The sequence below is a fragment of the Cohaesibacter haloalkalitolerans genome (assembly GCF_003574655.1).
GTDB classification, from domain to species: Bacteria; Pseudomonadota; Alphaproteobacteria; order Rhizobiales; family Cohaesibacteraceae; genus Cohaesibacter; species Cohaesibacter haloalkalitolerans.
In genome coordinates, this window is sequence record NZ_QNUM01000011.1 from 1 (window position 1) to 25,335 (window position 25,335).

Here is a 25,335-nt window from a genome sequence, read left to right on the forward strand (position 1 = left end):
CTCAAAAATCCCATGTCGATCACTCCAAATCTCCCCGACTGAAATCGTCGGGAACCAGTGTTCGCATGGGTCAATTCTCAGTGACAATTTTACTCCATACCGGGTCAGTTCTCAGTGACATTCAACATTTCATGCGCCTGTTGGCTACAAATATAAGAGCGTGTCTGGTCGCGGTAAAATGCTCAAGCGTGATGAACCTGTTGCGTCTGTTATTCAAGAAGCGCTTGAGGGCTACGCCCTCGGCCATTTTAACACGCAGGCAGATGTTCAGCGCTTCTTACAAAACAATCCCTCTTCCCCAAAGACAGGCGCGGTGAAGTTCGTCATCAGCGCGTCTCGGTCTTGTTGAACCAGCCTGTATATGCGGGCTATGTGGAAGCGCCTAGCTGGGGCGTTGAATTGCGAGTCGGTCAGCATGAGCCAATTATTTCTTCTCAGACCTATCAGCGGATACAAGATCGCCTCAAGGGTGGCTTCTACGCGCCGCGTCAATCCAATCTGAATGAAGACTTCCCTCTGCGTGGTCATGTCGTCTGTAGCGACTGTGGGACGCCTTTAACGGCCTGCTGGTCAAAAGGCTCGTACAAGAAGTATCCCTATTACCTCTGTCCGAAGCGTGGCTGTGATAGCTACGGCAAATCAATCGCCCGCGATAAAGTCGAAGGCGAGTTTGAAGCATTGATTGGCAAGGCAACGCCAAGCGCCGCGCTTTTCAATGTAGGCAAAGCCTTGTTTAAAGAGCTTTGGGATTATCAATACTCACAAGCCGAATCCCAAACGAAGGCCATGGGCGCGCAACTCGTGAAGCTTGAGGGCCAACTCGCAAAGCTTTTAGAGCGAATCCTCGATGCGTCCGTGCCAACGGTTATTAAGGCTTATGAAGAGAAGGTTCGCCAACTGGAATTGGACAAGCAAGCGATCAAAGAAAAGATGGCTTTCAGCGGCAAACCTTCGAGCACCTTCGACGAGACACTTAGAACGGCGTTCGAATTTTTAAAAACCCTTTAATTCTCTGGCATGCGGAGAGAATTGAAGATCGTCAACTCCTGCTAAAACTCACCTTTAGCAAGCGATTGGCATCCTCCCGCAAAGAGGGATTTAGAACGGAAAATTTTAGTTTACCCTTCAAGGTCTTAGGTCAATTTTTGGGATGTAAAAGAGAGATGGCGCACCCGAAGGGATTCGAACCCCTGGCCTCTGCCTTCGGAGGGCTGCGAGTTTGAGATAAAAATATAATATATTTCAATGTGTTATTTCTCCTTATCTTTTTCTTGTACGGGGTTTGTACTCATTACACTCAAAACTTTATTCTCGCTGTCTTCACTGTGTGCGTACACATTGAGAAACAGACTCGAATCCTTCCATCGGCCATATTCAGTACAGGCTTTAAGGTCCACTCCATTGCGAGTGAATGTTTCAGTGGCAAATCCATGACGCCCGGCTTCGTGAGGCGTTAGATCGTCAATATCTGCTCTTGTGCAGGCGGTAGACCATGCGCTTCGAGGCCCATCCTTGGATGCGTACCCAAAGATGCGAATGTTCTCTGGAACCTGATCCCATCCTCTTGGCGCCTGTGGTGTGAGTGTCTTCAACAGATCTGCAAGTTCTTCTGTAATTAGGAGCGGGGTCTCTTCGTGCCCTTTTGCAGAAGGAATGATAACGATATTCTCATCCAAATGAGAAAGATGGTATGGGGTCATGGCCGTTGCTTGTCCGATCCGCGATGCTGTCTCAAACATGAAACGTGCAAGGACATAGAGAGGCGGAGAGGCGGTTGTTTTGAACGCTGCCAGCCATTCGCGTGAACCAGCTCTTTTCTTTGGACGGCTTTTTTTCCCGCGCCTTTTGTCTTGAGCCACCCGTTCTAGATTGCTGAAGCTGTCAAACTCAATCTTGTTACAGCGCCCTGTCGAAGCCGCTGTTCTCGCTATTTGTCTAAGCGGCACCAGAATCCAGCGCCGCCATGTGTCCGTGGAGTCGTTTGGTCTCACTGTTCTGCATATCTCTCTAATAATCTCAGAGTTCAGATCGTTGATGCGCTTGTCACCATAGAGCTCGACAACGGGCAGCATGCTCTTCGCTGATTGGGTATCAAGGTCGGTTAGCAAAACAGCTTCGGCAAGGGTGATTGGTAACTGCTCATCACCGAAGTGGTAGCGCCTTAATTCTAGCTCCGTGCGGTCTCGGATCCAGTCCTCTGCGCCAGCCCTTTCAGATGCGCCAGTGCTTTCACGGATGTATTCGGTAATGGGGCGGTCATTGAATTCGACACGACCTTTTGCCCACCATGTCTTGCCACGTTTGTAAGCTTTGAGCGGCATGTTGCATTCTCCATCAAGATGACATCAATTTGTTCAGGAAGCAGAATCAACTCGCGGCCAATTCGGGCGCCAATGCTTAGCCGATTTGCCTTGGTGGCAATTGTCTTGGCGCTCACTGTTCTGCCATGGCTGGCAAATACAGCGGCCCATTCATCTGGAGTTTTTCCGTGCGTTATTAAGCGCGGTGCATCCTGATGTAACAAACCCAATTCCTTTGATTCTGATCTTGATGGCATTGTTGAACGGCTCTTCTTCGATGTTGGCCGAAGCAATTTTCTGTTCGGCGGTATCGGGGAAGTGAGTCCGTTTGAAAAATTTAAAAATATTTTCTTCGATTTTTATTCAAGCTATTGAATTGTTTGAATAAAGTCCGTCCTTCTCTCCAGTTGCGCTGGATTAGACGTGGGTGAGTTTCATGCAGGCCGCATGTTGAGCCAGACATTCGGAAAATCAGGATCCTGCTCTCGAGGCAGTCCGCTGTTCTTGCTACAGGGGGCGATTTTTTTGGCAGATTTTGGCTTCTGGTAAAAAAGCGTGAATCCGACGAGATGGGTTCGTTTGGCTGGAAATCAAAACACGATCTTCCATTCCTGTGCAAGCTGCTGAAATAGTTGAGTAATTTTTCTTTCTGGCACATTTTCAGAAAGTGGGTCCCGCATAAAAGCTCATGACCGCGCCCAGAGGATGTAGAAATGTCGAGCCTTCTGGGCATGGTGTCGTCCCGCCAGAAAACATGAATTTTCAAAATCCATGTTTTTTGGCTGCGATGCTCTGGCGATTGCAGTTATTCGAGCTGGCCAAGGGACCCGATGTGGTCAGGTCGCCACCTGACTTGAGGCTGGCTTTTATGGTGTTTCGAAGAGGCAGAAGGACAGGCCATCCGCCGAAACTGCGTATTGGTTGCTCGATGCAGATCCTTTTAGGTCCTCGTCAGGCCTATATGGGATGAAATATTCGACCACCAGCATGCTGCAGGTATCAGTCACGGTTGGAACATAGTTTATTCTAGGGAAATGATCGTCGTCTTCGTCACATTCGTAGAAGAAATCATCTTCGCTGAGCCGGGTTCCCGTTGCTGCTTCGAAGGCGACGAGGAGTTGATGGAGGCGCTGATCTTCTTCTTCCGATAGTTCGGAATTGAAATCGAAATAGCCCATGATCTTGCCACCCTCTGCTCTTGTGGTCGCGATGATGCTGGCGACTTCGTCAGGTTGGAGGAGGGTGCACTTTAACGGTCCTGCGACGAAATTCTGGACGCAAATGAATGATCCCATGCTGATGAAAAGGTCTTTCATGACCAATTGTCTCCTCAAATACATGCCTGACTATAGGCGGTTGTTGGTATTGGGATTGTGAGGCTACTGAGCCTGTGGCCGTTTCGATCCTCGCCCGCAGAATGGGCGAGGTCGAATGGATGCCGAAGTTGCGTTCAATGCGAGCCGCGTGATTGAGCCCGTTGCGCCTCGGCGGCCAATAGATCCAGAAAGCGGTTCGCGAAATACTGAGCCTCTTGCAGATCCGCGCGGACACTGGCGTAGGCCGGAGCCAAAGGATCGGCCTCGTCGAGGATAGGTAGTGCTTCAAGCAAATCGTCGACGATCTCTTCAAATTGCGGATCAAGAACACGGCGATTGATGATAGCATCGATCAGGGCATGCATTGGCCTGATGTCGTCGAAAATATCGCCGAGTGCAATATCGGGCAAAGAGGAAGACGCCTGTCGAGCCGCGCGGATTGCATCGGCTCCGATATCGACGATGCGGCTGGCATCGGTCGTGTGCTTATCGACAAGAAGCGAAATATTGTGGCGATAGGTTTCTGGAATAAGGGGCATATATCTTCCTTTCATACTGATAGGGGGCGTGATTTGTCCGGCCGACACCGTGGCTGGTCGGACAAATCTCAAACCACTCTGTGACTACTGCTGAGGATCGGGTGTCGGGATGGCAATCGGGGCAGGGATGATCATCCCAGACATTGGGCGGCCAGATCTCTTGGCAAGCAGGGCTTGTTGTTTGAGCAGATCGGCTCGTCCTTCTGCACGCTCAACGTTGATGGCATGGATAAGAGCTCTAAGGCGTTCCAACTGAACGAGCTCATCGCCAATCAACCGGCCAAGGACTGGAGTCCCATCCTTGTTGGGAGCAAAGCCTTCATGGTTGACAGAGACAATCACAAGCCCCCGCAAATTGTAGACTGTCGGCTGCGAGAGACCTGCAGCACCAAAGGCGGCAGAATGCTCGACGCGGATTTGGACTCCGTGGTTGAAAGTTGTCCCGATGGCATGCCCCCGTGCGAGGGTCAGATAACGGGTGCCGATATAGATTGCCTCGTCAACGATAAGCCATGGCAGTGCCTTTTGCGGTGGTTGTAGAGGATTGTAGAGATGTTCTGAAGGCATCTCAAAGGCAACGATGTCGCCGCAGCTGACAGTGTCTTGCCAGTTGCTGGCGTGCTTCGTGGATAAATTATTGGCGGTGGTCATGGAAGATCCTTTGGTTTTAGATGCTCCGCCTATCCATTCCTCCCATCTGTTTTTCAGACCAATCTGCTTTCATGTGGCGTCACCCGGATCGCCACATGAAAGCAGATTGGTCGATATCTCCCTCTTTCGCTTCGTGCGGCATCAACGCTCATATCCTCTGTCGCGGCGGCGTTTTTGGGGGAGGATTTCACCGCCGTTGGGTTTGCTTTGCGCCTGAGCGCTCGATGATGTGACAGGCGGAACCTGCCGTTTATCATTCGTTGGTTGCGAAATCGGGGCGGGAGGTCGTGGCAGGCGTGGTTCCTCAGTCCGCGCCATTTGCTCCGTCATCCGACCAGCGGGCTCGCGACGAGGCGCATGCGCGGTGGAGTTTGTTTGACCGCTACTGCTTCCTGCTTTTTGTCCCACCGGTGGGCGATTGTCGTGGTTGCTGGCGTCAGCAACATAATCGTCACCATCTAGAAACTCACCTGTCTCCAGATCAATTCGGCGTTCGAAGTCGGCCGCATCGAGGTGGTCAAAGGAGCGGACTTGCTCCTTTGACCTTGGTGATGTTGCGGGCCGAGCTTTGGCCCTTTCGATTTCTTGCTCCCTTTTCGCTCGTTCTTCCTGCTCACGCTGTCGCTGCTCGTAAATTTTCATGATTATTCCGACGAAGCGGCTTGCTCGAGACTTTCCAGAGCCTTGAACGCTTGAGACAAGCGGGCCCGACTTTTCTGGTCGTTCGGATCGCCAGCCCAGCCAATCAAGGCAATGTTGTAGGCCATTTGACAGGACTGAAAGGCCTTGCATGAAGCTTCGAGCGCTTCTTGCCGTTTTATCAGCAAGTTGACGGTATCCCGCAGTGCTTTTCTCTGCTCTTCGTTGGGCCCGTTCAATTGTGTCACCAATTCTTCGATGGATGATATCAACTCGCGCTCGAGTGGCGTCAGCAAGATGGGTTGACTGATTTCTTGATGGTTTTGTGTCATCGGTCAAAACTCCACTTTCGAGCATTGAGGCTGTCGACCGGTCGGCAGCATCAAGCAGTTGGCCATCTCGCCGGTTTTGATGTCCATGATCAGATATCGGCCTGGCAGTTGGAGGGACATTGGTTTGCCTTGCTGCAGATGGTCCTGCCGGGTTGGCACCAGAAGCCAGAAGATCACCGGCATTGAGAGGATCGCCGCTGCGGCCATCATCTTTTGTCTCTTCATCTGCGTTCCCAATCGTTCCAAAGCTTCCGTAGTTTTCGTTTGTTCCTTGACGATCGTCGTCAGAATATCCGACAGGTTGTTCTGGAACTCCTCGTTTTGGGTCAGAAGCTGTTGCTTCTCGGACCGTTCCTGGTTCAATTCCGTCTCGACTTCGCTCGTAAGGTCTTGGATACCGGCTTTGATTGTATTCTGTGCGTCGATCAATATGGCTTCCAAGTCGTTCTTGAAGCTCTGCGAGGTCGATGCCATCCAGTCTTCTTGCTGGCGTTGGGCTTCCTGAGTTTCCTCGGTTCTTTGCAGCAATCTCTCGCGCAATGGTTTCGTCTCTGGTCCATCCTTCATGGAAAATTACTCCTTTCATGCGCCATCTTTCGCCGGTTTCGGGGTCTTTCACAGTGATGTAATTTTTGCCGGTACGTGGAACCTCTAAGCCGACTTTCTGCAGGGCTTCGATCATCTCTGACCGATCGTTGATGGTTCCGGCTACTATCTGGTTCTCAATCCAGTTTTGGATCTCATCCCGTGTTTCGGCCCGGCTTTGACTTTCTTTGACATTTTTGCGCTCTCTGGCGCGGGAGGGGGCTTCTGGGTCAGCCCAGCCATAGCGCTTGTTCAGCACGTCGCGCAGGCTGTTGAATGCTTTTTCAAACCCTGGCGGGCACGGATTGAGAGATTTACCCGATATCAGCTCGAGGCGAGGCAGACAGAAATGCAGCTCGACCTTGCCTTCGTGCGTGTGCCTGACCCAGAGAATATTATATTGTTCGGGTTCGAGGCCGGCGAATGCCAGCCTTTCAAAGGCGTCCATGGCTTCCTGTTGTTGCTCTTCACTCGGATTATCTTCCGGCGTAAAAGCAACAACGCCTGATACATATGACCATTCGAATGGGGAGCTGTTGATCAAGTCGCGCGTTATATTGGGATCGCCACGCATAATGTCTGGCGGCGGATGACGGCGTTTCATGATCACATCGCCATTCTCATCGCGCAGGACATTTCGGTTTTCGTCATAGGCCAGCACATCGAGGGCTATGAGATAATCAATGGGACCTGCGCCGCCACCCTGTCCTTTGGCAAAGACATCAATGATCATTGCCGACCTCCTGTTTGGAGTGAGACAGGCGGATGGATGCGAGTTGTCGATCAAGAGAGACAAGGGTGGTGAGGATGTTGATCGCGTCGAGTTGGCGCATATCGCCATGGCGACGGGCCGCATTTATGCCGCGGGCAATCTGGTTGCAATTTGTGCCAATGGCATTGATTGCAACGAGAAGCTTCTGGTCGACTTTCGGAGGTGGTCGGCGTGTGCGTCTGGGGCTTTCGATGAGCCCCAACGCATCACGCAACAACTCCGAAGTCGATTTGCGCTGGGCCTTGGCCGAGGCAATAAGCTTCTCTTTTTCCGCGGCTGTGCAGCGTATTGTAATCACCTTGGTAAGGTGGTTTACACATGCGCTGTCGGTGGGGTTCGAAGGGGAGGTCTGCCTCCCCTCGCAAGGCTCCGTGTAATACACGGGTTTCCTTGCTGTCTTCTTTTCACTCATACATCTGCCCCCGCTCTTGTGTGTGGTTGGAGGATCAGATGCTTGTGATTTTCGCGGTGTTGGAAGGCTGTCGTTACGGCCAGATGATGGTTTCGGCAATCCGGTTGGGATCGCTTTTGACCAAGCTGTCCGGCAAAACAATCCTTGCCGAACTTGCGGATAATGCGGGGGCGGATTCTACATGGCCACCATCTGTCGGAGTAATCTTGACCGACTTGGCTGCTATGGTTTCGAGAGCAGAAATGCATGTATCGTCTCCTGATCAAATCACGTTTGAAGAGAGACGGGATACCGACAATATGAATCCGGACTGCTGGATCAGACGATCAGGTCGTCTCTCAGCAGGGGAAGTGAGTCCGTTTTCGGAAAACAAAAATAGAATTTGAAAATAATCTAGAACTGAAGATTTACGGTGTTGAATGTCAGTGAGAACTGACATTCAACAGGATGGTCACTAGTCGTCGTTATTATCGAATTCGATTTCGCGCAGTGCCTTTCGGGCGTCGGCTCGTCTTTTTTCGGAGAGGATCGAGTGGTCCAAGGAGCGCGTCAGCTCCTCGGCAAACTTCCCGACGGCGCCATCTTCGTCCAGCCAGGGTTGGATCAGGGCCCTCTTCGCTCGAAGCGCCTCGACGAAGCCGAATTCACCGCCAACAATGCCGGTGTTGCGAATGCTTTGCTCCACGCCGGCTTCGACTATCTCTTCATCGGGAAACGTTCTGAGCAAGGCCTTTAAAACGCCATGCGTGGTCTCTTCCCCTTGGTAATTCGACATTACAGCGACGACGAATTTTGCATCCTCCGGTCGACCTTTCGCGATCTCCTTCAGCAGCGCGTCTGCAAATACTTCCGTCATCGTTGGGAAGACCGCGGCCAGAACACGACCTCCGCGATAGCTGAATAATTTGGAATCCGTATCAAACCATCCACGAGCTTTTGAGGTAGCGAGTCCCGGCTCTGACGCCAGCGGTGCGTTGAGATGATGGAACCGGTGCGACACGGCAGCGTAGCGCACCCCTTCGACGCAATTTCCAGGATGTTCAAGGCGACGTCCGAAATAGTCCCAGACGAGGTCGAGGTGTGTTGCGGCAACATGTGAAAGAACTCGGTCGACATTGTAGACGACTTCTGGAACCTCAAGAAGGCTGTCGAGAATGAGCAGCGCGTCGACTGTCTCCAATGTCTGAAAGAAGGCCGTCGAGTGCGGAAGGGAGGCAATGTTCACCCACCGTGAATCCTTGGCTTCGATTAAATGTTGTATTGCGGGACGGAAGAAGTCTTCATGGGGTGGCGTTCCCTCTGGAAAGTTTCGCATCGCGAACAATATGCATTCGGCGATGGTTGGCCGATCGTCTTCCTCGATCGCTCGGCCCAGAAGCTGGAGCAGGGTATTCGGGGCGTCAGGCTTGGAGCATCTCCAGTGTGCGGCGATCGACCAGAGGTGACCGGGCATTTGCAAAAACCTGTCGAGAGTCCTTCCATATACAGTCTGGTCTCCGGCGTTGAAAAGACCGTTCAGAAAGGCGCCGAGAAAGCGGAGGAGGTCGCCGGTCGCATGCTCGAGGAGAAACCCCGCAATGTCTGGCGACCTTTGAGATAATTTCTCAAGGAATTTCGCAAATTGCGGGAAAGTCGCCAAGTCGTTCGACTTGGTGGCTGCACATCGCTCAAGAAACACAAGCCAAAAGTCCTGCGTTTCCGCAGACACTTCGTTGAGCATGGCCTCAAGCTGCTCGTCTCTGTACGTCTCGACTCGTTCAAGATCGTATTCGCGGTCTTCCCACTGCCACGGCATGACGCCGTCGAATCCTACGAGAATCTTGTACCGGGAGTATGTGTCGTCGTTGTTCAATCTGTCCCGCAGTTCGAGGATTCCATCTCTCAGGTCTGTCGCCTGAGCTTTGCATCCGGAGGGGTCGTTTTCTGCTCCGACGAGTTCGGACGCCCGATAGTAGGAGTAAAGCGCCGCGTGCTCGATCGTCTCACGCAACTCGTAAGACATGTCTTCGGCTTGCTCGCTGAAGAACTTGATGATCTGCAGATGGTCAGAGAGGCTCTCGCGCACGAATTCTGCACTAGGGCCATTCCGACCAGTTCGCGTGGCATTTTCTAGGGCATGAAAAATCTCACGCCGGTCTTCATCGTTCTCGGCGCTTTCGTACATCGTGAACAGCGCCGAAATAGCGCGCTGTCGGAGTTCGCGAACCTCCTTCACCGGCACCTCGCCGGAGTTCAGCGAAACGGTGTTCGCCGTCCATGTACTCGATGTCGCTTCGGCGTCGAGGAGGCTCTTCCAGAACTCGACGACGATCGGGCGAACGTCGCGCTCGACAAGCGTTGGATCGCCAACAACTTCTGCCAACCGGTATTGAACTTCAGGCCCGACCTGCTCCCAAACACCAAGGTGAAAGCCAGCCAGTTGGCCGATGATTTCTATGATGCGTTTTCGGCGCCTCTCGTCGGTTTCACTAGAAAAGACTCGCTTCAAAGCTAGGAACGACTGTTCCACCGCCGCGTATTTGTGGGCTGCGATAACGTCGATCACCGCATCGATGATCTGTTCGGCTCCATACCCAGCGAGTGACCCGAACGTCCCGTCAATCGGCTTCGTCGCGGTGACGCGAGCTATTTCACTAGCCTCGACGATCGTTTCCAGAACCTCCGGGAGGATCGAAGGAACCTCATCATACAGTGGGAGAAGATCGTCTGCGAGCGACCTAATGAGTTCGTGGCGTTGGTTGTTGTCTTCAGCCTTCTTCAAGGCTTCTAGAACGTTCTGATCGAACAACTGCTTGCCGGCAGCAAGGCGCTCGTAGTCCTGTTGTACACGCTGAAACTCGTATCCTGCCGGGACCAAGTACTTGTCCATGATGCGGTTGAACCGTTTCCTGATCTGTTCAAGGGCTTCGTTACCGAAGCCCTCGCGAGCATCGGACTTGTAGACGATGTCGTGTGACGTCTCCGCCCAGGCGTGGATCAGGATTGTCTGAATCTGAACTTCGCAGCGCAATCCAGTGAACGCTCGGTACTCCGGCAGCGCAAGGCGAGCTGCATTCAATGAAACAGTGTAGTGGATCGCTTGGTACCGGACCTCGCCATTTTCCTCCACGGGATGATGTATCTTGGTGGCGTTCCGATCAACGTCGAAATTGTCGAACACGATGCTGGAATTGATGAAGCGGTTCACATCGCCGTTTGTGTAGAAAATCAGCCGTACGCCAGCGAGGTCTCGGCGCAAGGAAGCAATATCAGGAGCATCGAGATTTCCGGTCTCCTGAAGACGCTTGCGGAGACTGTCGGGCGTCTTAGCTCGCGCCTGGATCGATTGCGGCCGAGGAACATCGGCCTCCTCACTGATCGAGCTTTCTAGAACTTTCCTGACGGTATCGGCGAAGGCCTGATACCTGTTGAACTCAGAGCGCTCATAATCGTTGAAGTTCATCGCGTCGCCTTCCCTATTTTCTGTCACAATACCCTTCCGTTACTTCTCCATCTTGCGTACGATGATCGCCTAGCCTTGAACTTTTTTACGTACATCCACTATGCAAACAAATCCTCTCAAGAGTCACCAACATCTATTGAGCCAGTTTCGAATATTTACCCAAAATCCAGTCTTACTTGTTTTGTCAGGAGATAGCTCAACTTTTTTCTGCTCTTGTACTGAAGATCTGTAGAATCTTCTTTTCGCTGCGCGATCACGGCGACACTCTGCCTCCACTTGTTCTTGGCTCCACGGACCAGCTTCGATTACCATTCCCTGCCTTATTACGTAGTGAGATCGGCACTTTAGCATCCAATTGCCGATCGAAGGATGAAGTGAGATCGTCTCACCATCATAAGTCATCTTCCAGTCAGTGGGTGTAAATGGCGTGACAACCTCCTCACCGCAGCCACAACAACAGCTATGGGCTGAGGTAGCGTATTCCATCGATACATAAAGAACGCCCGGTTCAAGGCACTCTGGGATATGTTCCACGAAACGATGTTTGAGCCTCTTATGCCGTATCATTCGATGTCTCCATTGATCAGCATGTTGCCGTCTGTGGTGTAGGTCGAGTGATGCTCGTGCTCGAGATCACGATAGAAGTTTCTAATCTTTTTCCACTTCACCACAGCAAGGACTGCGTTCAGTGCGTTCAGATCAGCAACTTGGATGTTCGAAGCATAAAGGTCTTCAACCCCTCCACCTTCGAAGGGAATCCTCTTAGTCACGTGGTCTCTCTTTTCCGGCGTGCTGGCTGTGACACGCAAAATACCTCCAAGGGATCCTTCCTCCAGCTCAAGCCCCATGCCGACGTCCACAAACGCCGCCCCTATGGCCTCGAGTTTCTCTAAAATCAGTTGCTTTGCCTTACCCGCATCGAGTGAAAGAAAAGCGAAAGTGATCCCATCAAGAAGATGAACGTTATCGGAAGATATCGCGACGTTGCAGGCCACCACTTTACGATGCATTTTGCTGTAAATTCTCTGGAAATACTCGACTTTTTTGGGCCTATCCCGCAATTCCTCCAGACTTGGAGCGCCCGGTGCCCGAAACGCGTTGTGAGTCAGAAAATCGTCAGCATCAAAGAGCCGGATTTCGCGCACAGACGTTTTGGCGACAAAGTCAAGAATATAGCCGCCGGTCCCACCGAGACCTATTATAGCGACCCGCTCGTTGGCTAGCCGCGCGCTTAGAGCGCCGATACCTACCCGATCAGAAGCCGTCTCGATATAGTTGAACACACTTTCTTCTTCCTCTTCCGGCTCTCGAAAAGTGCGAGCCGTCATACCTGGTTTCAGTACCGAAGCCGGCCCGACGATGATGTTCGCGTAGCTCGTCATCTTGTGATAGTAATCGGTGTAGCCTCCATCCGGCTTGCTAGAGAAGCTATGCGTCGCATTCAGACCATGGCCTAGGTCAATGGCGTGCGCTTGGTGCGAGATCCCTTGGATGCGCGAGCCATCAGCGTGGCACGGAAAGTCTCCATCCCAGTAGACGACATGGGTGTCTGGCCTGAGCGTTTGGTCTCCAGCTAACGTGAGGCTGGAGATCAGGGTACCGATGCGCACCTCCTGGCGTGCATCGACATAAGGCACCTCACGCATGACGAGATATCCGCCCTGCCGCAGGACGAAGTATCCTTCGTCCCGCAGCCGCTTCAAATCCGCATTACGACTGAACAGTTCGTGTGACATTGAACACCGTCCCCTTTTTCTTGACATCGACAGAGCCACCAGCCCCGAGTTCACCAGCGTGTGGTGCCGACGCTGCATGCCGATAGGTCATCGAAAAAACCACGTTCGGAGCATGCTGACCTGAGAAGGCAAGCTGCACGATCTGTTCGAACGTCACCGTCCGGGCATTCACCGTACGCGCCCGCGAGTTGACGATGATCTCGAACGTCATCCGTGCTGTGATAAACCGCTCGATGCCAGGCTCGGACAGGTCGATCAGCTCATCACGCTCGATCAGACGATCTTCACCGCTGGGGACCACGAGGAAAACGCCCTCTCCTTCGTCTGGCTTGGCGAGGCCGTAAAGGACTGCGCCGCTGACGATCGGCTTGCCCCAGCGCAGTTCGTCGTCGTTCAGCGTCAGCTTGAAATCGCGGTCCGTCAGGAAAGCGACAAACCGCTCTGCCCCTCGCGCACACAGATCGAAGGGCTCACTCAACCTCACATCCTCGAAATCGCCCGAGGGCAGGATAGCGAACAGGCTGTAGCCGTCCCGCGGGTCCAAGGCCCCCGCCTCAAGCAACTGGCGACCAAGCGGAACCGGATCGCTCACCACGCGGGACTGAAAGTTGATATCGCCCTGCGCGAGGAGAAAGCGATACCCCCGCGCTGGACGCAACACCCGGCCTTCGCGCAGGGCATCGCCGACGTCATCGTATTCAAGAAGTTCTTCGGTGTTCATAAGATTGGATCCTTAGGTTTGGCCGAAGCGATGCCGCGGCTCTAAAGGTCCAATCGAAGCGAAATCCGCCAACCGGTAAGGTCAGCCAAACTTTTTTTTCAGGGGACCGACGGGGACCGGCCCGCAGATGAAAAAGGCAGGACAATTCGGGCAGGTTCGAAACGAAACCTTTGCCGGAAACCGCCCTCCGCGGATTTCGGCGAGGAATTTGGTCAGCTTTTCCTTGCGCCCAGCCAACTCGCGATCTGACAATGAAAGGTCGTGGGTGTCGCCATCGGAAAGGTGGACAAGCTGCGCCACAGCCCCGGGAAAGGCCTGCCTAACCGCCAGGATCAACGCCGCCGCGCCGACATCTTTCTTCTCTACCGAGCGCATATGGCCTGTGCGAATCCGACGCACGGAGCGAACACCGTCTGGTCGCACCAGAATCTCATCAGGGCGAAAGGTGATTTCCTCCTCGCCGAAATCGATGCTCAATCCCGTTGGCGGCTCTCCAACCGCGTCGGCCCGGTTGCGCAACAGAAAACGCAGCATTTCCAACGCTAGATCGCGAAACTCTGCGTTATAACCATGTTCCGCAAGTCCTTCGGCTGCGAGCGCTGCAGCCGTGTGCCCCCGCAAGGCCTCCTCAGTGAGAGGCGTGTCCGACGAGATGACGAGACCTACCACGGCACGAATCGCTTCATGCAAATGCATGAAAGCCGTCGCAGTCCGTCGGCCCCCAACCTGCAGGACATGTGTATAAAAGAACCGTCGGGGGCAGGATTCATACAGTGCGATCTGGGAAACACCGAAGCTTAGACGCCCATCAACGATGAGATCGATGTCCTGCTCTTCCGCTGCGACAGGAAGCACACGTGCGGGCACGACAGAGCGGCGAGTCAGAGTTCCCCCCAGACGATCCAGGAACGGGGAGAGCGGCCTATTGTACCCGTTGTTCTTCGCTGTCGGTGCGTAGAAGATCAAACGATCCCGCGCCCGCGACTGCGCCACATAAAAAAGACATTCCTGCTCCTCCACCTGACCAGACCGGAATGTCTCAATCGCGCTACCTTCGGCACCAGCGATCATACCGTCAGGCGCGGGACACGGCGGCGGGGCCGGCGTGCGCGGGATAGTGTCACTGTTAAGGCCAGGGATATGAACCCCTCCGAATTCCAATCCCTTGGCTCCATGAATGGTCATCAAGCGCACTGCGTCGAGATGTTGAGCTGCTGCCGGCAGCTGACGCAGATCGCGGTCGTCGCCAAGACGCACAAGTCGGCGCACGCGATCGAGCAAGCGGCTGATCGCCACACCTTGCCCGACCGGCTGCACTCGAACGAAATTCAAAAATTGCCAGATCGCAATGCCCCGCGTGCGATCGGACAGCTCTATCGACGTTCCGAGATGCGCAGCAATGCGCGTACGATCGAGCAACAGTGTCGCAAGCACGTGCCACGGCGATGCGGTCTGATCAAAGCCCTCCATGGCTGTTGAAAGCCGGCTGAGTGCCTGACGACCCAGGTCACTCACTCCGGGGATTGCTCCCGTTTTCTGGAGCCAGTCGGCCGGTCCCGTATCGCTTGTCCGCAGATACTCGAAAACCGCGGCTACATCACTGAAAGACGAGGTAAACTCTGGCCAGCAGACAATACGCACCAGCCCCATGGCGCGCCGGTCGACAAGGATAGACAAGACCGCAAGAAGATCCTTGACCTCATCCCGCTCAAACAGACTTCCCAAGAACAGCACCGGCACCCCAAGGCGTTCCAGGTCTTGCCCGATCCTCGACAGCTTCTCGTTACCGGTGCATAGGACCGCCTGTTCACGATATGCATGGCCTTCCCTTCGGAGCTCTTTGATTGCATCAGCCAAAGCAACCTGCTGTTGTTCGGCCCGCTGAACAGTGCGCAACTCGGGCATATGCCCATTTGCCGCCCGTTCTGCCTCCAGGCCGCTGTCCGCGTCACCGGCACGCATTGTGATCGCAAAGTTCGAAAAGCTCGCGACGATTTCCGGCACAGAACGATAGTTGCGTTTCAGGCGCCCCCGCTTACCGCCGGGAAAATCTTCTGCCCCAAAGCGGGTCATGTTAAAGGACGACGCACCGCGAAACCGATAGATCGACTGCTTGGCATCGCCGACCATCCAGAGATTCCGTCCGTCTGGCCGCAGCGCACTCAACAAACGCACGCTGCTTCGGTTCACGTCTTGGTACTCGTCCACCAGGACATGGTCGTATTGCGCCTGCAGGGCAGCGCATATAGCAGCATCTCGTTCGAGCAGCTGAACCGGTAGCGACACCAGATCGCCGAAGTCGACGCAATGCGCGCTGCGCTTGAGCTGTTCATACGCCGCATAGACACGGGCCACTTCACACGCCTTTTCGGCCGCTTCCCGTTCGTCAGGTTTCGCGAGCATACCATCTGCCAACTCGGCATAGATCTCTGCACTAACCACCTCGTCTTTCGCACGTGACACCGCCGCCAGAATATCGGCGATGACCTGCGTTGGATCGTAGAGGTTGCGATAATGCGTCAGCCGAAGACGCGGAAATTCCTCTTCGAGGAGTTCGACCGCCTCCGTTCGATCCATCATCCGTGGATCTTTCGGTAGGCCCAGCTCAACATGGAACCGACGAATAATATCGAGACCAAACGCATGGAACGTGCCGATCCACATCGCGGCGGCAGCTTCTGGGCGCCGGCGTGCAATGCGCTCCGACATTTCACCTGCCGCTTTGTTCGAAAAGGTCAGAAGAAGGATACGTCGCGGATCAACGCCCTCTTCTAACAGACCTTCGACTCGCGCGATCAACGTCTGGGTTTTCCCCGTACCGGGACCCGCTTCCAGTAGATAAGCCTCTCCTCGATGCCTCGCGGCCGCTGCTTGCAGCGGGTTCAGCGGCCGTTCAACCGGCGACGTGGCTGTTGCAGAAGGTGTCGACGGCAGCAGCAAAGCATCAAGCAACTGTTGTGCGACCACCTCAAACGGCGCACCGAGCTTGGCAGCGAGATCGGAGGCAGAGAGCCTCTCGTCAACGTGGAGCGCCCGCGCCACGCGACGGGGCAGCAGGAACTCGCGCGCAAACAGGTCCATCTGAACCTCACGCCGCTGGCGACGACCATAGTCTACGACGCGATCCATTCCGACCGGCGAGGGCTCGGCCGCCCGAGACGGATCGATCGTTGTCGCCGGGGCATCATCGGGATCGTCACCAAGCTCGACGTGACCAATTTCATGCGCAACCAAAAAAGCTTGCTCGAATGGAGAGCCGACATTTTCATGAAGGATCAGATCGTCCTCGGCGATGAACGTCGCGCGGCCACCATTGAGGACGGCCGCGCCCGCGGCTGTAGGCTCGACATCAATCCCCCGCCGCCCAGCCTCAGCAACGGCAAAATCATATGGCGACCACGGATCGGCACCCGATGAGACCAGGCGAGCGTGAAGCTCAGCGGCTATTTGCCTGGCGAGCTCGACACCGTCCATGTCAGTCAGTCTCCGCCAGCAATCGCGCGCGTTTCGCCGGCGGGACACCGGCATCGATCAGCACCTGCTCGAAGGTTACTTGCTCACCGATCGCTGGCTTTCCATCCGCCTTGTAGCTGCGCGCGCCGGTCGGCTGAGCCACATCCCACAACTCTTCCAACTGCGTTCCGGAACTGCGCACGGCCTCTGCAAAGCGCTGCAGAAATCGACTTGGAATACTTGTGAAAGACACTCGCCGCTCGCGCAGCGCTGTCACCACCTGTCGAGGCACATCAAGGTCTCGGGCCACTGCCCGCCAGTCGTTAACGGTGAGTGTCGCAAACGGATCCAAGGTCTCGCGTGGCATGGCCGCCGCATGTTGCGCCCAAGCGGCATCAACAAGCGCCTTGTCTCCTTCAGAAAGAGCTGCAGTCTCATCAAAGGCTCCACGGCTTAGCTCCAGCGCGAGATCCGCGAGCTCCTCGCCATATTCCGGATAGAGCCGCAGGTAGTGCTCCAGGGTCGAGCGGTTCGGCTCGCTTTCTACAGCAAAGGCATCAAGCACGTCCTCACGGGACGGTCGTTCTTCGGCGGGGCTCACTGCTTCTCTCCATCGGCCATAGCAATCCGAAGGGCGGCAAAGGCCTTATCACGATATACTCGGACTGTCTTCTCGGAGCGGCCTAACGCCTTGGCGATAGTCATGACATCCGGCTCTTTTGAGTCTATGGGGAAGCCCTCTCTCAACATATGAATGATCCTACTTTGTTCTGGTGGTAGAGCTTCAATCGCTGCTTCGAACCGCAACCGGTAAACCTCATCATCAAAATCTGAACCCGCGAAGGGATCGTAGCTCCCAACTGCAGCTTCTACCTCGGCGGACAGCTCACCGCTCTCCAAGTCGTATTCGAGCGGCCGAGAGCGGTTCTCATCGCGCCACGCCTGCTTCTGCGCATCGCGCCGCAGGCTGGCGAGCGCGCCATCGAAACGCACCTCGAAATAATCCAACTTTTCGACATAGGTGCCACGATCTGTAGAGAGAAGCTCGACAAACCGGCTGAAGACCTTGTCGCGTACAACGCCCCGTGTCAGCGACTCGGTCTTCCCGTCTGGGTTTTCCGACTTCGGCAAGCTGCGCAGCACCCGCGCAATGAGAATTCGATAGAGCTGCTCAAACCATGACTCGTTATTGTCGCGGCGGCTCGTCCGAATGAAATAGACAAGACATTCACTGGGAACATACCTTGGATCAGAATTCTTCTTGATTGCAGCTCTGGCAACTAACTCTTCCCGCGATAAAGCCGCTAATTCGGCGATTAGTGTTTCAATCTTTTCATCGCGTTCGTATAATTTTCCAGTCAATGTTCGTTTGCGCAGTGGCTCGATGATTGCAGCCACTTTACTACTATTTACAGCGGAATTGGCGGGATTCGATTTCTTCAATTGAAGACTGCCCCTCTCTGTTTCTTACCAATTAACAAACGATGCACTTCTAATCATTATTCTCCCATAAAGAGCTTTCATAAATAGTAACAACCAGAATAATATTGACAACACCTAATGACATATTCACGTGCTCTGCACCCTGAAAAATTGAATCTGGTAGTGTACGCGGACGTGGTGTAATTTGCGCCGCTTCGAGGGAGTAATTACGGGTGGCCATTGAGGTGTATGCTCAGGTGGAGTTTCGCGACTTCATCAACGGCATCAAGCCGTCAAACCAACAAAAGGCCGCCGCTTGAAATGCCTCAAACACCAGAATTGACATTAACTCAATCGCCGGAAATGCTGCGCTCTAATTGAACGGCAGGAATAGGGAAACAGAACTCTGGGATGTAACCTCTGTCGAGCGTCCGGTAAGGGCCGCTTCTTCCATGGGCCTCAATGAGATCTGCTCAGGAATATGCCAATCTGTACATTGCAGATCCACTTATGAATAGACACCTGATTGGACCGACTTCAAATAGGCAAGAACTCTGTCAGATTTGCGCTCCAACACTAAATCAAACGCAGTTTTTCCGGCCCAACCAGGAATTGGTTGATGTTTAAACCAAAGAGCCGCTCGCTGATCAGATCCTGTCATCTCGCTTGCTAAGTTGAGGATGCTCATTAATGGGCGAACTGCTTCATCAAGTTTTCGTAAGCCGGATTGCCTATAGAATGAACGTCGATCAATGCCGGTCAACTTAGCCAACTCGGCCTGAGTGATGCCAAGTCTCGTCGCGAATGCTGGTGCAGATGTAATCTGTTTACCACCATCAAATGGTGTGACCATGTTTGAAGAACCTCTTTGCGAAGCAAGCATTTGACGTGCATGCGAGACTATCCCAGTCTGTGACCATCTTTCGAACGTTTCAAGCCTCTTGAATCGCCCAAGGTTTGCCGGAAGCCATCACCTTATGAAAGGAGACTATCCAAATTCCTGCCGTCAGGTCGATGAAAGCAGCGCGCTTCATTCGAGCGACGGAAATACGGAAGGATATTGCGCCACACATGCCGTCTTGCGAGTGGTGGGGTTGGACCGGTTTTGCCGGGGGCAATTCAGTTTACTGTACGCGATTTGTACGGAATCACAGAACATTTGAGCGGAATCTGGCGATCGTCTCGATCCAACAGAAATAACGGGTTTCTGAAAACGCCAATTATTTCAATATGATGTTGGCGCACCCGAAGGGATTCGAACCCCTGGCCTCTGCCTTCGGAGGGCTAAGGCTTCCCTCTGTCACCATTGAAATCATTGGGTTTTTGTCGTGAGGTCTGTGCCCGAAACATGTCGTTTTGAGGCTATTTCATGGGCCAATCATGGGCGCAGGATGCTTGCGTGTTTGTTGGGGCGAATGTCTGAATAGCCATTGCCTCGGCTCCCGCAAAACGATTGGGCTGTCTTCATGATGACACTCACATGGGATCTCCTGCGCAGATATAGCATCAGTTTCCTTCAAACGCACGCAACATAATTGAAGAGCCAACCCACAAGTGATCGCAATCGGGATTGGCAAGGCTCGTGTTGTTGTTTCTGTTCGCGCCTTTCGTTGCCAGATTTTCATATGACAATCAAACACACTTCCATCCTTGATGAAGAATCTCGGTCCGGGTCTTAGCGATCAATGGGCATCGGTCGGACTGATGATCTCGTCGTGTCTTCCCCACCAAACATTGGAGAAATTACCATGAAAGACCTTTTTATCAGCATGGGTTCAGACGTCTGCGTCCAGAACTTTGTCGGCAGTACCGTGCAATGTCGCGAGCTACAGCCGGATGAAGTCGCCTGCGTCATCGCTGCAACCAGAGAGCAAGGCGGAGAGGTTACGGGCTTCTACAAATTTGCTTCTGAACTGTCAGACGAAAACCAACACGAGTTTCGTCAGATCCTAGTCGCGATGGAGGCAATCACCGGTGCGAGGCTGAACAGGGAATGCTTCTTTTCGGACTGGGACGATGACGATGATGATGACGATGATGATGATGACGGCTTTCCAAACATCAACTACATGCGGACTGTCACAGACACCCAGAGCATGTTGGTCGTCGAATATTATTTTCAGCTCGATCTGAGTGATCGCGACGGAGAATTGCGAAAGGGAGAGCATTTTTCCGTTTCAACTGACTATATGACCTTCTATCTGTTTGAGCATGTTGCTGCTTCCCAATAGTGGGAGCAGATGATTGAATATGGTATGGAAACCCGGACTTATCGCCCCATTCAGGTTCAACGCCTTGGGGGTGACTTGTTTTCTTACGACGGATAGAAGCGGCCGACTGAATGTGCCTTGGCGCGAGGAAGGACAGAGTAATGCAAAAATTATCGAATATCCCGATGGATCATTTGCAAAATCCTCATCCTGGTGAAGTTCTGCTGGAAGAGTTTCTGAAGCCAATGAACCTGAGCCCGGATGCTCTTGCACGGGCCGTTCAAGCTCCTTGCAGTCATATTGAAGAAATCGTTATTGGGAAACGTGCGATTTCTGAAGATATGGATCGACGACTTGCTCGGCACTTTGGTCTGTCCGAAGGCTTTTTTCTCGGACTGCAATCTGATTATGATCTGTTGGAACACCGGCGCGATACAGTCAAATGATCTTCGCGTCGTTGCCTCTGGTTCAGGAAATGCCATAGAGAAAGTCGGGTGTGGGACCTCAACTGATAATGGCTGTCGTAGTGGAAGCTTTTTACCGTCGCGTCCTTGATGGTGCGGTCATGCGCTCAATCTAGTCCTTCATCCAAGGCTTGTTCGGCTGAAACAAGGCTTCCCCATGCTTGGTATGCAAATTCTAGGAATTCACCACGGCATGTATCACCGATAAATGCTAAGGTATGCATAAAGGAAATGCGGCACAAATACGCCAGATAATCTTCTTTTGGTGTATGTGTGCATCATTCATGGTTAGAGAGAGTTTGGGCAGTGGTTTTCTGAGCGATAACGATTATGGTGCTTAGATGCATCGTAAAGAGCCATTAAGAGGCATATAACACCATGAGCGGCAAGATGACAAAGGGAAGCGCTGTGCATCCCATCATCTAGCACGGGCTATCAAAGCTTGGTAAGGATATCGCCCTTGCCCGGCGAGCCCGCAGGCTTTCCACGCTGGACATGGCCGACCGTATGGGGGTGGACCGCGGGACATTGCGCAGGCTTGAAAAAGGCGATCCTGGTGTATCGTTGAACACGCTGGCCATGGCGCTACACGCCTTGGGAATGCTGGACCGTTTGATTGATCTCGCTGATTGCGTCTCGGACGATATCGGTCTCATGGCGGCCCATGGAGCGGTGCCAAAAAGGATCGTCAGGTCCCGGCCTGAGAAAGAAGCCAGGCCGCGAGGATCTCTTCCTGATGATACTGAAAGAAGTGATCCGGAGGGCTGGTGATGGACAGGAAGGAAATCGATGTCCGCATGGGGGCGTCAGGTGTTCCCGTTGGAACGCTTGTTTGTGATTATGATGGGCGTCGTGAGATCTCCACGTTCCGCTATGCCGAAGCATGGCTCAAGAACGCACGGGCTTTTCCCCTCTCATCATTCATGCCTTTGCAGGCTGCCCCTTTCTTCGGGAAGAAGGACCACAACATGTCGTCCCTCCCCAGTCCGATCGAGCTAAAAGGCCGACTTAGCAAAAAGGTTCTCCCAACATGACCACACAATTCGATCCCAACAGTCACATTGCATCTGCACGGGCATTTGCAACGAACCTTGGTATCACGCAAAAAGAATTGGCTAAGTTGACCGGTATTGATCGACATTCGTTTTATAGGCCATCAGGTTTACGCAAGCTGAATGAAGCAATTCGCCCATTAATGAGCATCCTCAATTTAGCAAGCGAGATGACTGGATCTGATCAGCGTGCTGCTCTTTGGTTTAAGCATCAACCGATTCCTGGTTGGGCCGGAAAAACTGCGTTTGATTTGGTGTCGGAGCGTAAATCTGACAGAGTTCTTGCCTATTTGCGGTCGGTTCAATCAGGCGTCTATTCATAAGCGCATCTGCAATGCTCGGATTGGCATATTCCTGATCAGTTCTCATTGAGGCCAATGGAAGAAGCTGCCCAATCCTGCCATTCGCCAAGAATGATTTTCCTGAGCCAACTTCCCCATTGTTGCCGTTCGAGCGAAGCGCAACATTTTTAGTCAGCCGAGGGCTGGAGTGCGGACAAGGCTGCCGTTTGATATGATCATATCAATTGCTGCTTTGTATTTGTTCTACCACTTTTAAGATCGGTAATTACGATGTTGGCTGTTTGCAGTGCTTGTTCAATAAACGGTATTAACTCGCCCTCATTCCTTTTAATGTCGAGTGCTGCCCAGATCAAACTAAGCGAAAGCTGACATTCTCTGGCAAGTGAGGCTTCGGGCTCATCAAAGCCAGTTGGTAAGCCCTTGCTCGTTGCATAGAAGATCTCGTTCCGAGCATCTTGCGCGAATTTCACGGTTTTTTCCAATTCAGCAACATCACCGAACATATTGACCAGTTCGTCATGGAAATCAGAAAGTATTTGCCCTTGCTCATCGCGGAAATGGAAAAGCTTCGTTGAGGCGTAGTTATGGTAAGTTTGACCATCTACTATGTATCGAGCAACAAGAGCATTGGTTTGGAGGTCAAGTGCAACTGCAACCTGATTTGGCCGTATAATATCCGAAATCTTTTGCGTCAAAACTGATATCGTTGCCTTAGCAGCATGATCTTTGATGTTGATATTCTTAGCGTCGGCATAACCGCACTCTTTTGCGCAAGATATGAATGCTGCAACCGCTTCTTCCGTTGCGTGAAGCGCACAAAAGCAAGCAGGGATAGGCATTCCGGCGTCGGATATACTGTTCGCCCACTGTAGTGAGCGAAGCGCACTCGACGCTCGAAACTTTGCACGATCAGGAAGTTCATTGATCTGGCTGTTTATCAATGCGGCAGCATTGTTCTTCATTATGCGGTTGATAACACTCATTCAGATCCCTTTACGTGCTATGTGGTGGGCAACCTCTCAGGGAAACCTCATATCATCTCGACGGTACCACAAGGGCGATCACAACCGAACCATTGAAACTGTCCATCGTTATGGTTGCAGAGACGTCACAATTGGGCTCCAAGCGGACCGATGCGGCGCAGCATGAGATAAGAACAGTTATCTCGGTCATGATTTGCAATCGCGGCCCAAAGTGGACATGCGCAGGTTGCCACAAGCCGCACGACAGCTTCCGCATTCCTGCCGTTCGAGCAAGCCGCAGCGTTTTCAGTGGCCAGGTGACGGGTGAGCGGACATTTAAGACGTCGGTAGAACTTGGCGACAATTTTGACCAACCAAGTTGAGGGCATGACTTGTCAAAGTTTGATTATATTGTCGATTTCATCAAAAGAGAGAAATTAGCTGTGATATTTTATTCAGCACACCTTGAGTTGATTTACGTAAAGCGTAATCCTTATTCGAACAATCAATTTATTCCCAATTAAGCAAAATATGAATGTGTAGCGTGGATTCTAGATGAGTGAATACTTCGAAATTGCGTATGCCGCAGCAGCAAAGCGTTTATGTCTCTTTACGGGAACAGGATTCTCAAAAGCGCTAACTGAGAACAAAGTGCCAGGATGGCAGGAGCTTCTTGAGAACGTATGTGAGAACCACGCTGACAATTCCGCTTTGAAAGACATACTGTTCCCGGCGGACACTGCAAAACCGCTGCATTTAGAGGAAGCCGCCCAAGTCGTTGAATTGGATCTTTTGGGAAATAACAAAAATTTACACGAAACTATTGCCAAAATAATTTCCGGCTTTCCTGCATCGGGTGAAATAAAACACGCAAAAAGCTTCTTGTCCGGCAGGTCTTTTCGAATTGTTACGACTAACTATGACAAGATTGCCGAGGAACTTATAGGCACAGACTGCCTCTCTTTAAGTCCAGGGCTACCTGTGCCAAAATCGAATAGCAGAGCGAAAGTATACCACATCCACGGATCAATCGACGCTCCTTCTCAAATGGTTGTTACCGCGAATGATTATTTTAAATTTATGCACTCCGAAAGTTATTTTTCACGTAAACTTAGCACTATTTTGCACGAAAGCACAGTAGTAATACTCGGATATTCACTTGGAGATGCAAATCTGAAGTCAATTTTAAATGAATATACTAGATTCATGAAAACTAATACATTAGGAAGTAATATTTTCTTCGTCTCTAGGAGTCGGGTAGATCAACCAATTATTGATTATTATGCTAATTGCTATGGCATTCGGGTTATTGACGACACCACGATCGAAACCTTTTTTCAAAAACTGGAAAAGCACTACCCGGAAGCCGAGAGAGTTTTGCAGCGTTCATTAAGGTCAATTGAGAAGGTTCTGAAAGATGGAAGGACTTTTAAAGACAGTTTTCTAAAAATGGAGGATTCATTTTACGAGGTAGTTTCAGCTTTGAGCGCCAAGGGATATAGTTTGGAAGATACCAAAGCCGTAAAAATGTTCGACAAGATCGTAACAAAGAAGCAAGAGTTGTGTTTAGAAAGCGGCGCTTGGGAACAATATGAGCACCTAGCCTCTTGGTTGATTATTCTTGGCTCACTTTTGGATATTAAGGGTAGATCACTCGAAGACACCTATCTTGAAGCAGTAAAATACTCAATGGAGCATATGAGCCAAGAAAAAAGACTAGGATACTCTTGGCAAGCCTTCAAAATTTGGAGCTCTCGATGGGGGACGATTCGCGCTTCAAATCGGACAATGATAAAAGCCTTTATCTTGGAAAAATCTATAAACCGGGATGCAAGAAATATTGTTTCAGTCTGTTAGACAACTTAGCTTTTTAATGTCTCGAGTGGGCTCCAAGCGGTCTGGTGCACCGCGTCATGAATTGAAGACCGTCATATAGAACGTAATTGGCAATTGCGGCCCCTTTTGGGCATTGAAGCTCAAACACTGATCGCTTCAAAGCAGACGTGGATCTCCTCCATATTGGTT

23 protein-coding genes, 1 tRNA gene and 1 pseudogene are annotated in these 25,335 nt (G+C 52.2%); 9 read left to right on the plus strand and 16 right to left on the minus strand.

The window, feature by feature from the left end; all coding sequences use genetic code 11:
• Positions 1–309 precede the first annotated feature (309 nt).
• Positions 310–456, plus strand: a pseudogene (locus DSL70_RS22795) (recombinase family protein); the annotation flags it as partial.
• Positions 457–516: 60 nt separating this feature from the next.
• Positions 517–1,008: a recombinase zinc ribbon domain-containing protein gene (locus DSL70_RS20315; protein ID WP_280955366.1), complete on the plus strand. Its 492-nt coding sequence runs from the start codon at positions 517–519 to the stop codon at positions 1,006–1,008.
• A 242-nt stretch (positions 1,009–1,250) separates the two neighbouring features.
• On the opposite strand, the gene DSL70_RS20320 is transcribed toward DSL70_RS20315, so the two are convergent.
• The 6 genes from DSL70_RS20320 to DSL70_RS20345 form a co-directional block, all read right to left on the minus strand.
• Positions 1,251–2,321 (minus strand): tyrosine-type recombinase/integrase, encoded by a 1,071-nt coding sequence (locus tag DSL70_RS20320; protein WP_119309817.1) that lies wholly within the window; start codon positions 2,319–2,321, stop codon positions 1,251–1,253.
• Positions 2,322–3,166: 845 nt separating this feature from the next.
• Complete coding sequence (locus tag DSL70_RS20325) at positions 3,167–3,616, minus strand: hypothetical protein (RefSeq protein ID WP_119309818.1); 450 nt, start codon at positions 3,614–3,616, stop codon at positions 3,167–3,169.
• A gap of 134 nt (positions 3,617–3,750) precedes the next feature.
• Positions 3,751–4,155, minus strand: coding sequence for a hypothetical protein (locus DSL70_RS20330; protein ID WP_119309819.1), 405 nt, complete (start codon positions 4,153–4,155; stop codon positions 3,751–3,753).
• Between the two features lie 84 nt (positions 4,156–4,239).
• Positions 4,240–4,806 carry a hypothetical protein gene (locus DSL70_RS20335; RefSeq protein ID WP_119309820.1) on the minus strand — a complete coding sequence of 189 codons (567 nt, stop codon included), beginning with the start codon at positions 4,804–4,806 and terminating at the stop codon, positions 4,240–4,242.
• Positions 4,807–4,947: 141 nt separating this feature from the next.
• Positions 4,948–7,095 carry a relaxase family protein gene (locus DSL70_RS20340; protein WP_162916954.1) on the minus strand — a complete coding sequence of 716 codons (2,148 nt, stop codon included), beginning with the start codon at positions 7,093–7,095 and terminating at the stop codon, positions 4,948–4,950.
• Positions 7,085–7,546, minus strand: coding sequence for a plasmid mobilization protein (locus DSL70_RS20345; protein WP_205563428.1), 462 nt, complete (start codon positions 7,544–7,546; stop codon positions 7,085–7,087). The genes DSL70_RS20340 and DSL70_RS20345 overlap by 11 nt, the downstream gene beginning before the upstream one ends.
• A 38-nt stretch (positions 7,547–7,584) precedes the next feature.
• Here DSL70_RS20345 and DSL70_RS20350 point away from each other — a divergent pair, with 38 nt between their 5' ends.
• On the plus strand, positions 7,585–7,932 hold the full coding sequence (locus tag DSL70_RS20350; protein WP_119309822.1) for a hypothetical protein: 348 nt from the start codon (positions 7,585–7,587) through the stop codon (positions 7,930–7,932).
• Between the two features lie 68 nt (positions 7,933–8,000).
• Here DSL70_RS20350 and DSL70_RS20355 read toward each other — a convergent pair whose 3' ends face one another.
• From DSL70_RS20355 to DSL70_RS22370, 9 genes are all read right to left on the minus strand, one after another.
• Positions 8,001–10,988, minus strand: a complete 2,988-nt coding sequence (locus DSL70_RS20355) for a GTP pyrophosphokinase (protein ID WP_162916955.1) — start codon at positions 10,986–10,988, stop codon at positions 8,001–8,003.
• A gap of 123 nt (positions 10,989–11,111) precedes the next feature.
• Entirely contained in the window at positions 11,112–11,555 is a 444-nt protein-coding gene (locus DSL70_RS22660; RefSeq protein WP_119309824.1) for a ubiquitination-like system serine protease family protein, read from the minus strand.
• Entirely contained in the window at positions 11,552–12,724 is a 1,173-nt protein-coding gene (locus DSL70_RS20365; RefSeq protein WP_119309825.1) for a ThiF family adenylyltransferase, read from the minus strand. Before DSL70_RS20365 ends, DSL70_RS22660 begins: the two co-directional genes overlap by 4 nt.
• Complete coding sequence (locus tag DSL70_RS20370; protein ID WP_119309826.1) at positions 12,699–13,445, minus strand: multiubiquitin domain-containing protein; 747 nt, start codon at positions 13,443–13,445, stop codon at positions 12,699–12,701. The genes DSL70_RS20365 and DSL70_RS20370 overlap by 26 nt, the downstream gene beginning before the upstream one ends.
• A gap of 81 nt (positions 13,446–13,526) precedes the next feature.
• A complete protein-coding gene (locus tag DSL70_RS20375) occupies positions 13,527–16,919 on the minus strand; it encodes a UvrD-helicase domain-containing protein (protein ID WP_119309827.1) in 3,393 nt (1,130 codons plus the stop codon).
• Between the two features lies 1 nt (position 16,920).
• Positions 16,921–17,499 carry a hypothetical protein gene (locus DSL70_RS20380; RefSeq protein ID WP_119309828.1) on the minus strand — a complete coding sequence of 193 codons (579 nt, stop codon included), beginning with the start codon at positions 17,497–17,499 and terminating at the stop codon, positions 16,921–16,923.
• Positions 17,496–18,341 carry an RNA polymerase sigma factor gene (locus DSL70_RS20385; RefSeq protein WP_119309829.1) on the minus strand — a complete coding sequence of 282 codons (846 nt, stop codon included), beginning with the start codon at positions 18,339–18,341 and terminating at the stop codon, positions 17,496–17,498. Before DSL70_RS20385 ends, DSL70_RS20380 begins: the two co-directional genes overlap by 4 nt.
• A gap of 487 nt (positions 18,342–18,828) precedes the next feature.
• Positions 18,829–19,173 (minus strand): antitoxin Xre-like helix-turn-helix domain-containing protein, encoded by a 345-nt coding sequence (locus DSL70_RS20390; RefSeq protein ID WP_119309830.1) that lies wholly within the window; start codon positions 19,171–19,173, stop codon positions 18,829–18,831.
• Between the two features lie 384 nt (positions 19,174–19,557).
• Positions 19,558–19,633, minus strand: a tRNA-Arg gene (locus tag DSL70_RS22370).
• A gap of 435 nt (positions 19,634–20,068) precedes the next feature.
• Between DSL70_RS22370 and DSL70_RS20395 the strand changes: the two genes are divergently transcribed.
• From DSL70_RS20395 to DSL70_RS20415, 5 genes are all read left to right on the plus strand, one after another.
• Positions 20,069–20,551: a hypothetical protein gene (locus tag DSL70_RS20395; protein ID WP_162916956.1), complete on the plus strand. Its 483-nt coding sequence runs from the start codon at positions 20,069–20,071 to the stop codon at positions 20,549–20,551.
• A 140-nt stretch (positions 20,552–20,691) separates the two neighbouring features.
• The gene (locus DSL70_RS20400; protein WP_119309832.1) at positions 20,692–20,976 is read left to right on the plus strand and encodes a HigA family addiction module antitoxin; all 285 of its coding nucleotides are present in this window, start codon (positions 20,692–20,694) and stop codon (positions 20,974–20,976) included.
• A gap of 471 nt (positions 20,977–21,447) precedes the next feature.
• Positions 21,448–21,765 carry a helix-turn-helix domain-containing protein gene (locus DSL70_RS22920; RefSeq protein ID WP_119309833.1) on the plus strand — a complete coding sequence of 106 codons (318 nt, stop codon included), beginning with the start codon at positions 21,448–21,450 and terminating at the stop codon, positions 21,763–21,765.
• Complete coding sequence (locus DSL70_RS20410; RefSeq protein WP_119309834.1) at positions 21,765–22,028, plus strand: HipA N-terminal domain-containing protein; 264 nt, start codon at positions 21,765–21,767, stop codon at positions 22,026–22,028. The genes DSL70_RS22920 and DSL70_RS20410 overlap by 1 nt, the downstream gene beginning before the upstream one ends.
• Positions 22,025–22,369, plus strand: coding sequence for an antitoxin Xre/MbcA/ParS toxin-binding domain-containing protein (locus DSL70_RS20415; protein WP_119309835.1), 345 nt, complete (start codon positions 22,025–22,027; stop codon positions 22,367–22,369). The genes DSL70_RS20410 and DSL70_RS20415 overlap by 4 nt, the downstream gene beginning before the upstream one ends.
• 194 nt (positions 22,370–22,563) lie before the next feature.
• Here DSL70_RS20415 and DSL70_RS20420 read toward each other — a convergent pair whose 3' ends face one another.
• Positions 22,564–23,331 (minus strand): hypothetical protein, encoded by a 768-nt coding sequence (locus DSL70_RS20420; protein ID WP_119309836.1) that lies wholly within the window; start codon positions 23,329–23,331, stop codon positions 22,564–22,566.
• 534 nt (positions 23,332–23,865) lie between these two features.
• On the opposite strand from DSL70_RS20420, the gene DSL70_RS20425 reads away from it, so the two are divergent.
• Positions 23,866–25,167, plus strand: a complete 1,302-nt coding sequence (locus DSL70_RS20425) for an SIR2 family protein (RefSeq protein WP_119309837.1) — start codon at positions 23,866–23,868, stop codon at positions 25,165–25,167.
• The last annotated feature ends 168 nt before the right edge of the window (positions 25,168–25,335 follow it).

Bases quoted from the DNA above. Each gene is read 5' to 3' on its own strand.
- DSL70_RS20330 (WP_119309819.1), bottom strand. From the start codon at position 4,155: ATGCCCCTTATTCCAGAAACCTATCGCCACAATATTTCGCTTCTTGTC.
- DSL70_RS20320 (WP_119309817.1), bottom strand. From the start codon at position 2,321: ATGCCGCTCAAAGCTTACAAACGTGGCAAGACATGGTGGGCAAAAGGT.
- DSL70_RS20395 (WP_162916956.1), top strand. From the start codon at position 20,069: ATGAAAGACCTTTTTATCAGCATGGGTTCAGACGTCTGCGTCCAGAAC.
- DSL70_RS20350 (WP_119309822.1), top strand. From the start codon at position 7,585: ATGCTTGTGATTTTCGCGGTGTTGGAAGGCTGTCGTTACGGCCAGATG.
- DSL70_RS20415 (WP_119309835.1), top strand. From the start codon at position 22,025: ATGACCACACAATTCGATCCCAACAGTCACATTGCATCTGCACGGGCA.
- DSL70_RS20410 (WP_119309834.1), top strand. From the start codon at position 21,765: ATGGACAGGAAGGAAATCGATGTCCGCATGGGGGCGTCAGGTGTTCCC.
- DSL70_RS20340 (WP_162916954.1), bottom strand. From the start codon at position 7,095: ATGATCATTGATGTCTTTGCCAAAGGACAGGGTGGCGGCGCAGGTCCC.
- DSL70_RS20400 (WP_119309832.1), top strand. From the start codon at position 20,692: ATGCAAAAATTATCGAATATCCCGATGGATCATTTGCAAAATCCTCAT.
- DSL70_RS20425 (WP_119309837.1), top strand. From the start codon at position 23,866: ATGAGTGAATACTTCGAAATTGCGTATGCCGCAGCAGCAAAGCGTTTA.
- DSL70_RS22660 (WP_119309824.1), bottom strand. From the start codon at position 11,555: ATGATACGGCATAAGAGGCTCAAACATCGTTTCGTGGAACATATCCCA.
- DSL70_RS20345 (WP_205563428.1), bottom strand. From the start codon at position 7,546: ATGAGTGAAAAGAAGACAGCAAGGAAACCCGTGTATTACACGGAGCCT.
- DSL70_RS20390 (WP_119309830.1), bottom strand. From the start codon at position 19,173: ATGGTCACACCATTTGATGGTGGTAAACAGATTACATCTGCACCAGCA.
- DSL70_RS20370 (WP_119309826.1), bottom strand. From the start codon at position 13,445: ATGAACACCGAAGAACTTCTTGAATACGATGACGTCGGCGATGCCCTG.
- DSL70_RS20375 (WP_119309827.1), bottom strand. From the start codon at position 16,919: ATGGACGGTGTCGAGCTCGCCAGGCAAATAGCCGCTGAGCTTCACGCT.
- DSL70_RS20355 (WP_162916955.1), bottom strand. From the start codon at position 10,988: ATGAACTTCAACGATTATGAGCGCTCTGAGTTCAACAGGTATCAGGCC.
- DSL70_RS20365 (WP_119309825.1), bottom strand. From the start codon at position 12,724: ATGTCACACGAACTGTTCAGTCGTAATGCGGATTTGAAGCGGCTGCGG.
- DSL70_RS20335 (WP_119309820.1), bottom strand. From the start codon at position 4,806: ATGACCACCGCCAATAATTTATCCACGAAGCACGCCAGCAACTGGCAA.
- DSL70_RS20420 (WP_119309836.1), bottom strand. From the start codon at position 23,331: ATGAGTGTTATCAACCGCATAATGAAGAACAATGCTGCCGCATTGATA.
- DSL70_RS20325 (WP_119309818.1), bottom strand. From the start codon at position 3,616: ATGAAAGACCTTTTCATCAGCATGGGATCATTCATTTGCGTCCAGAAT.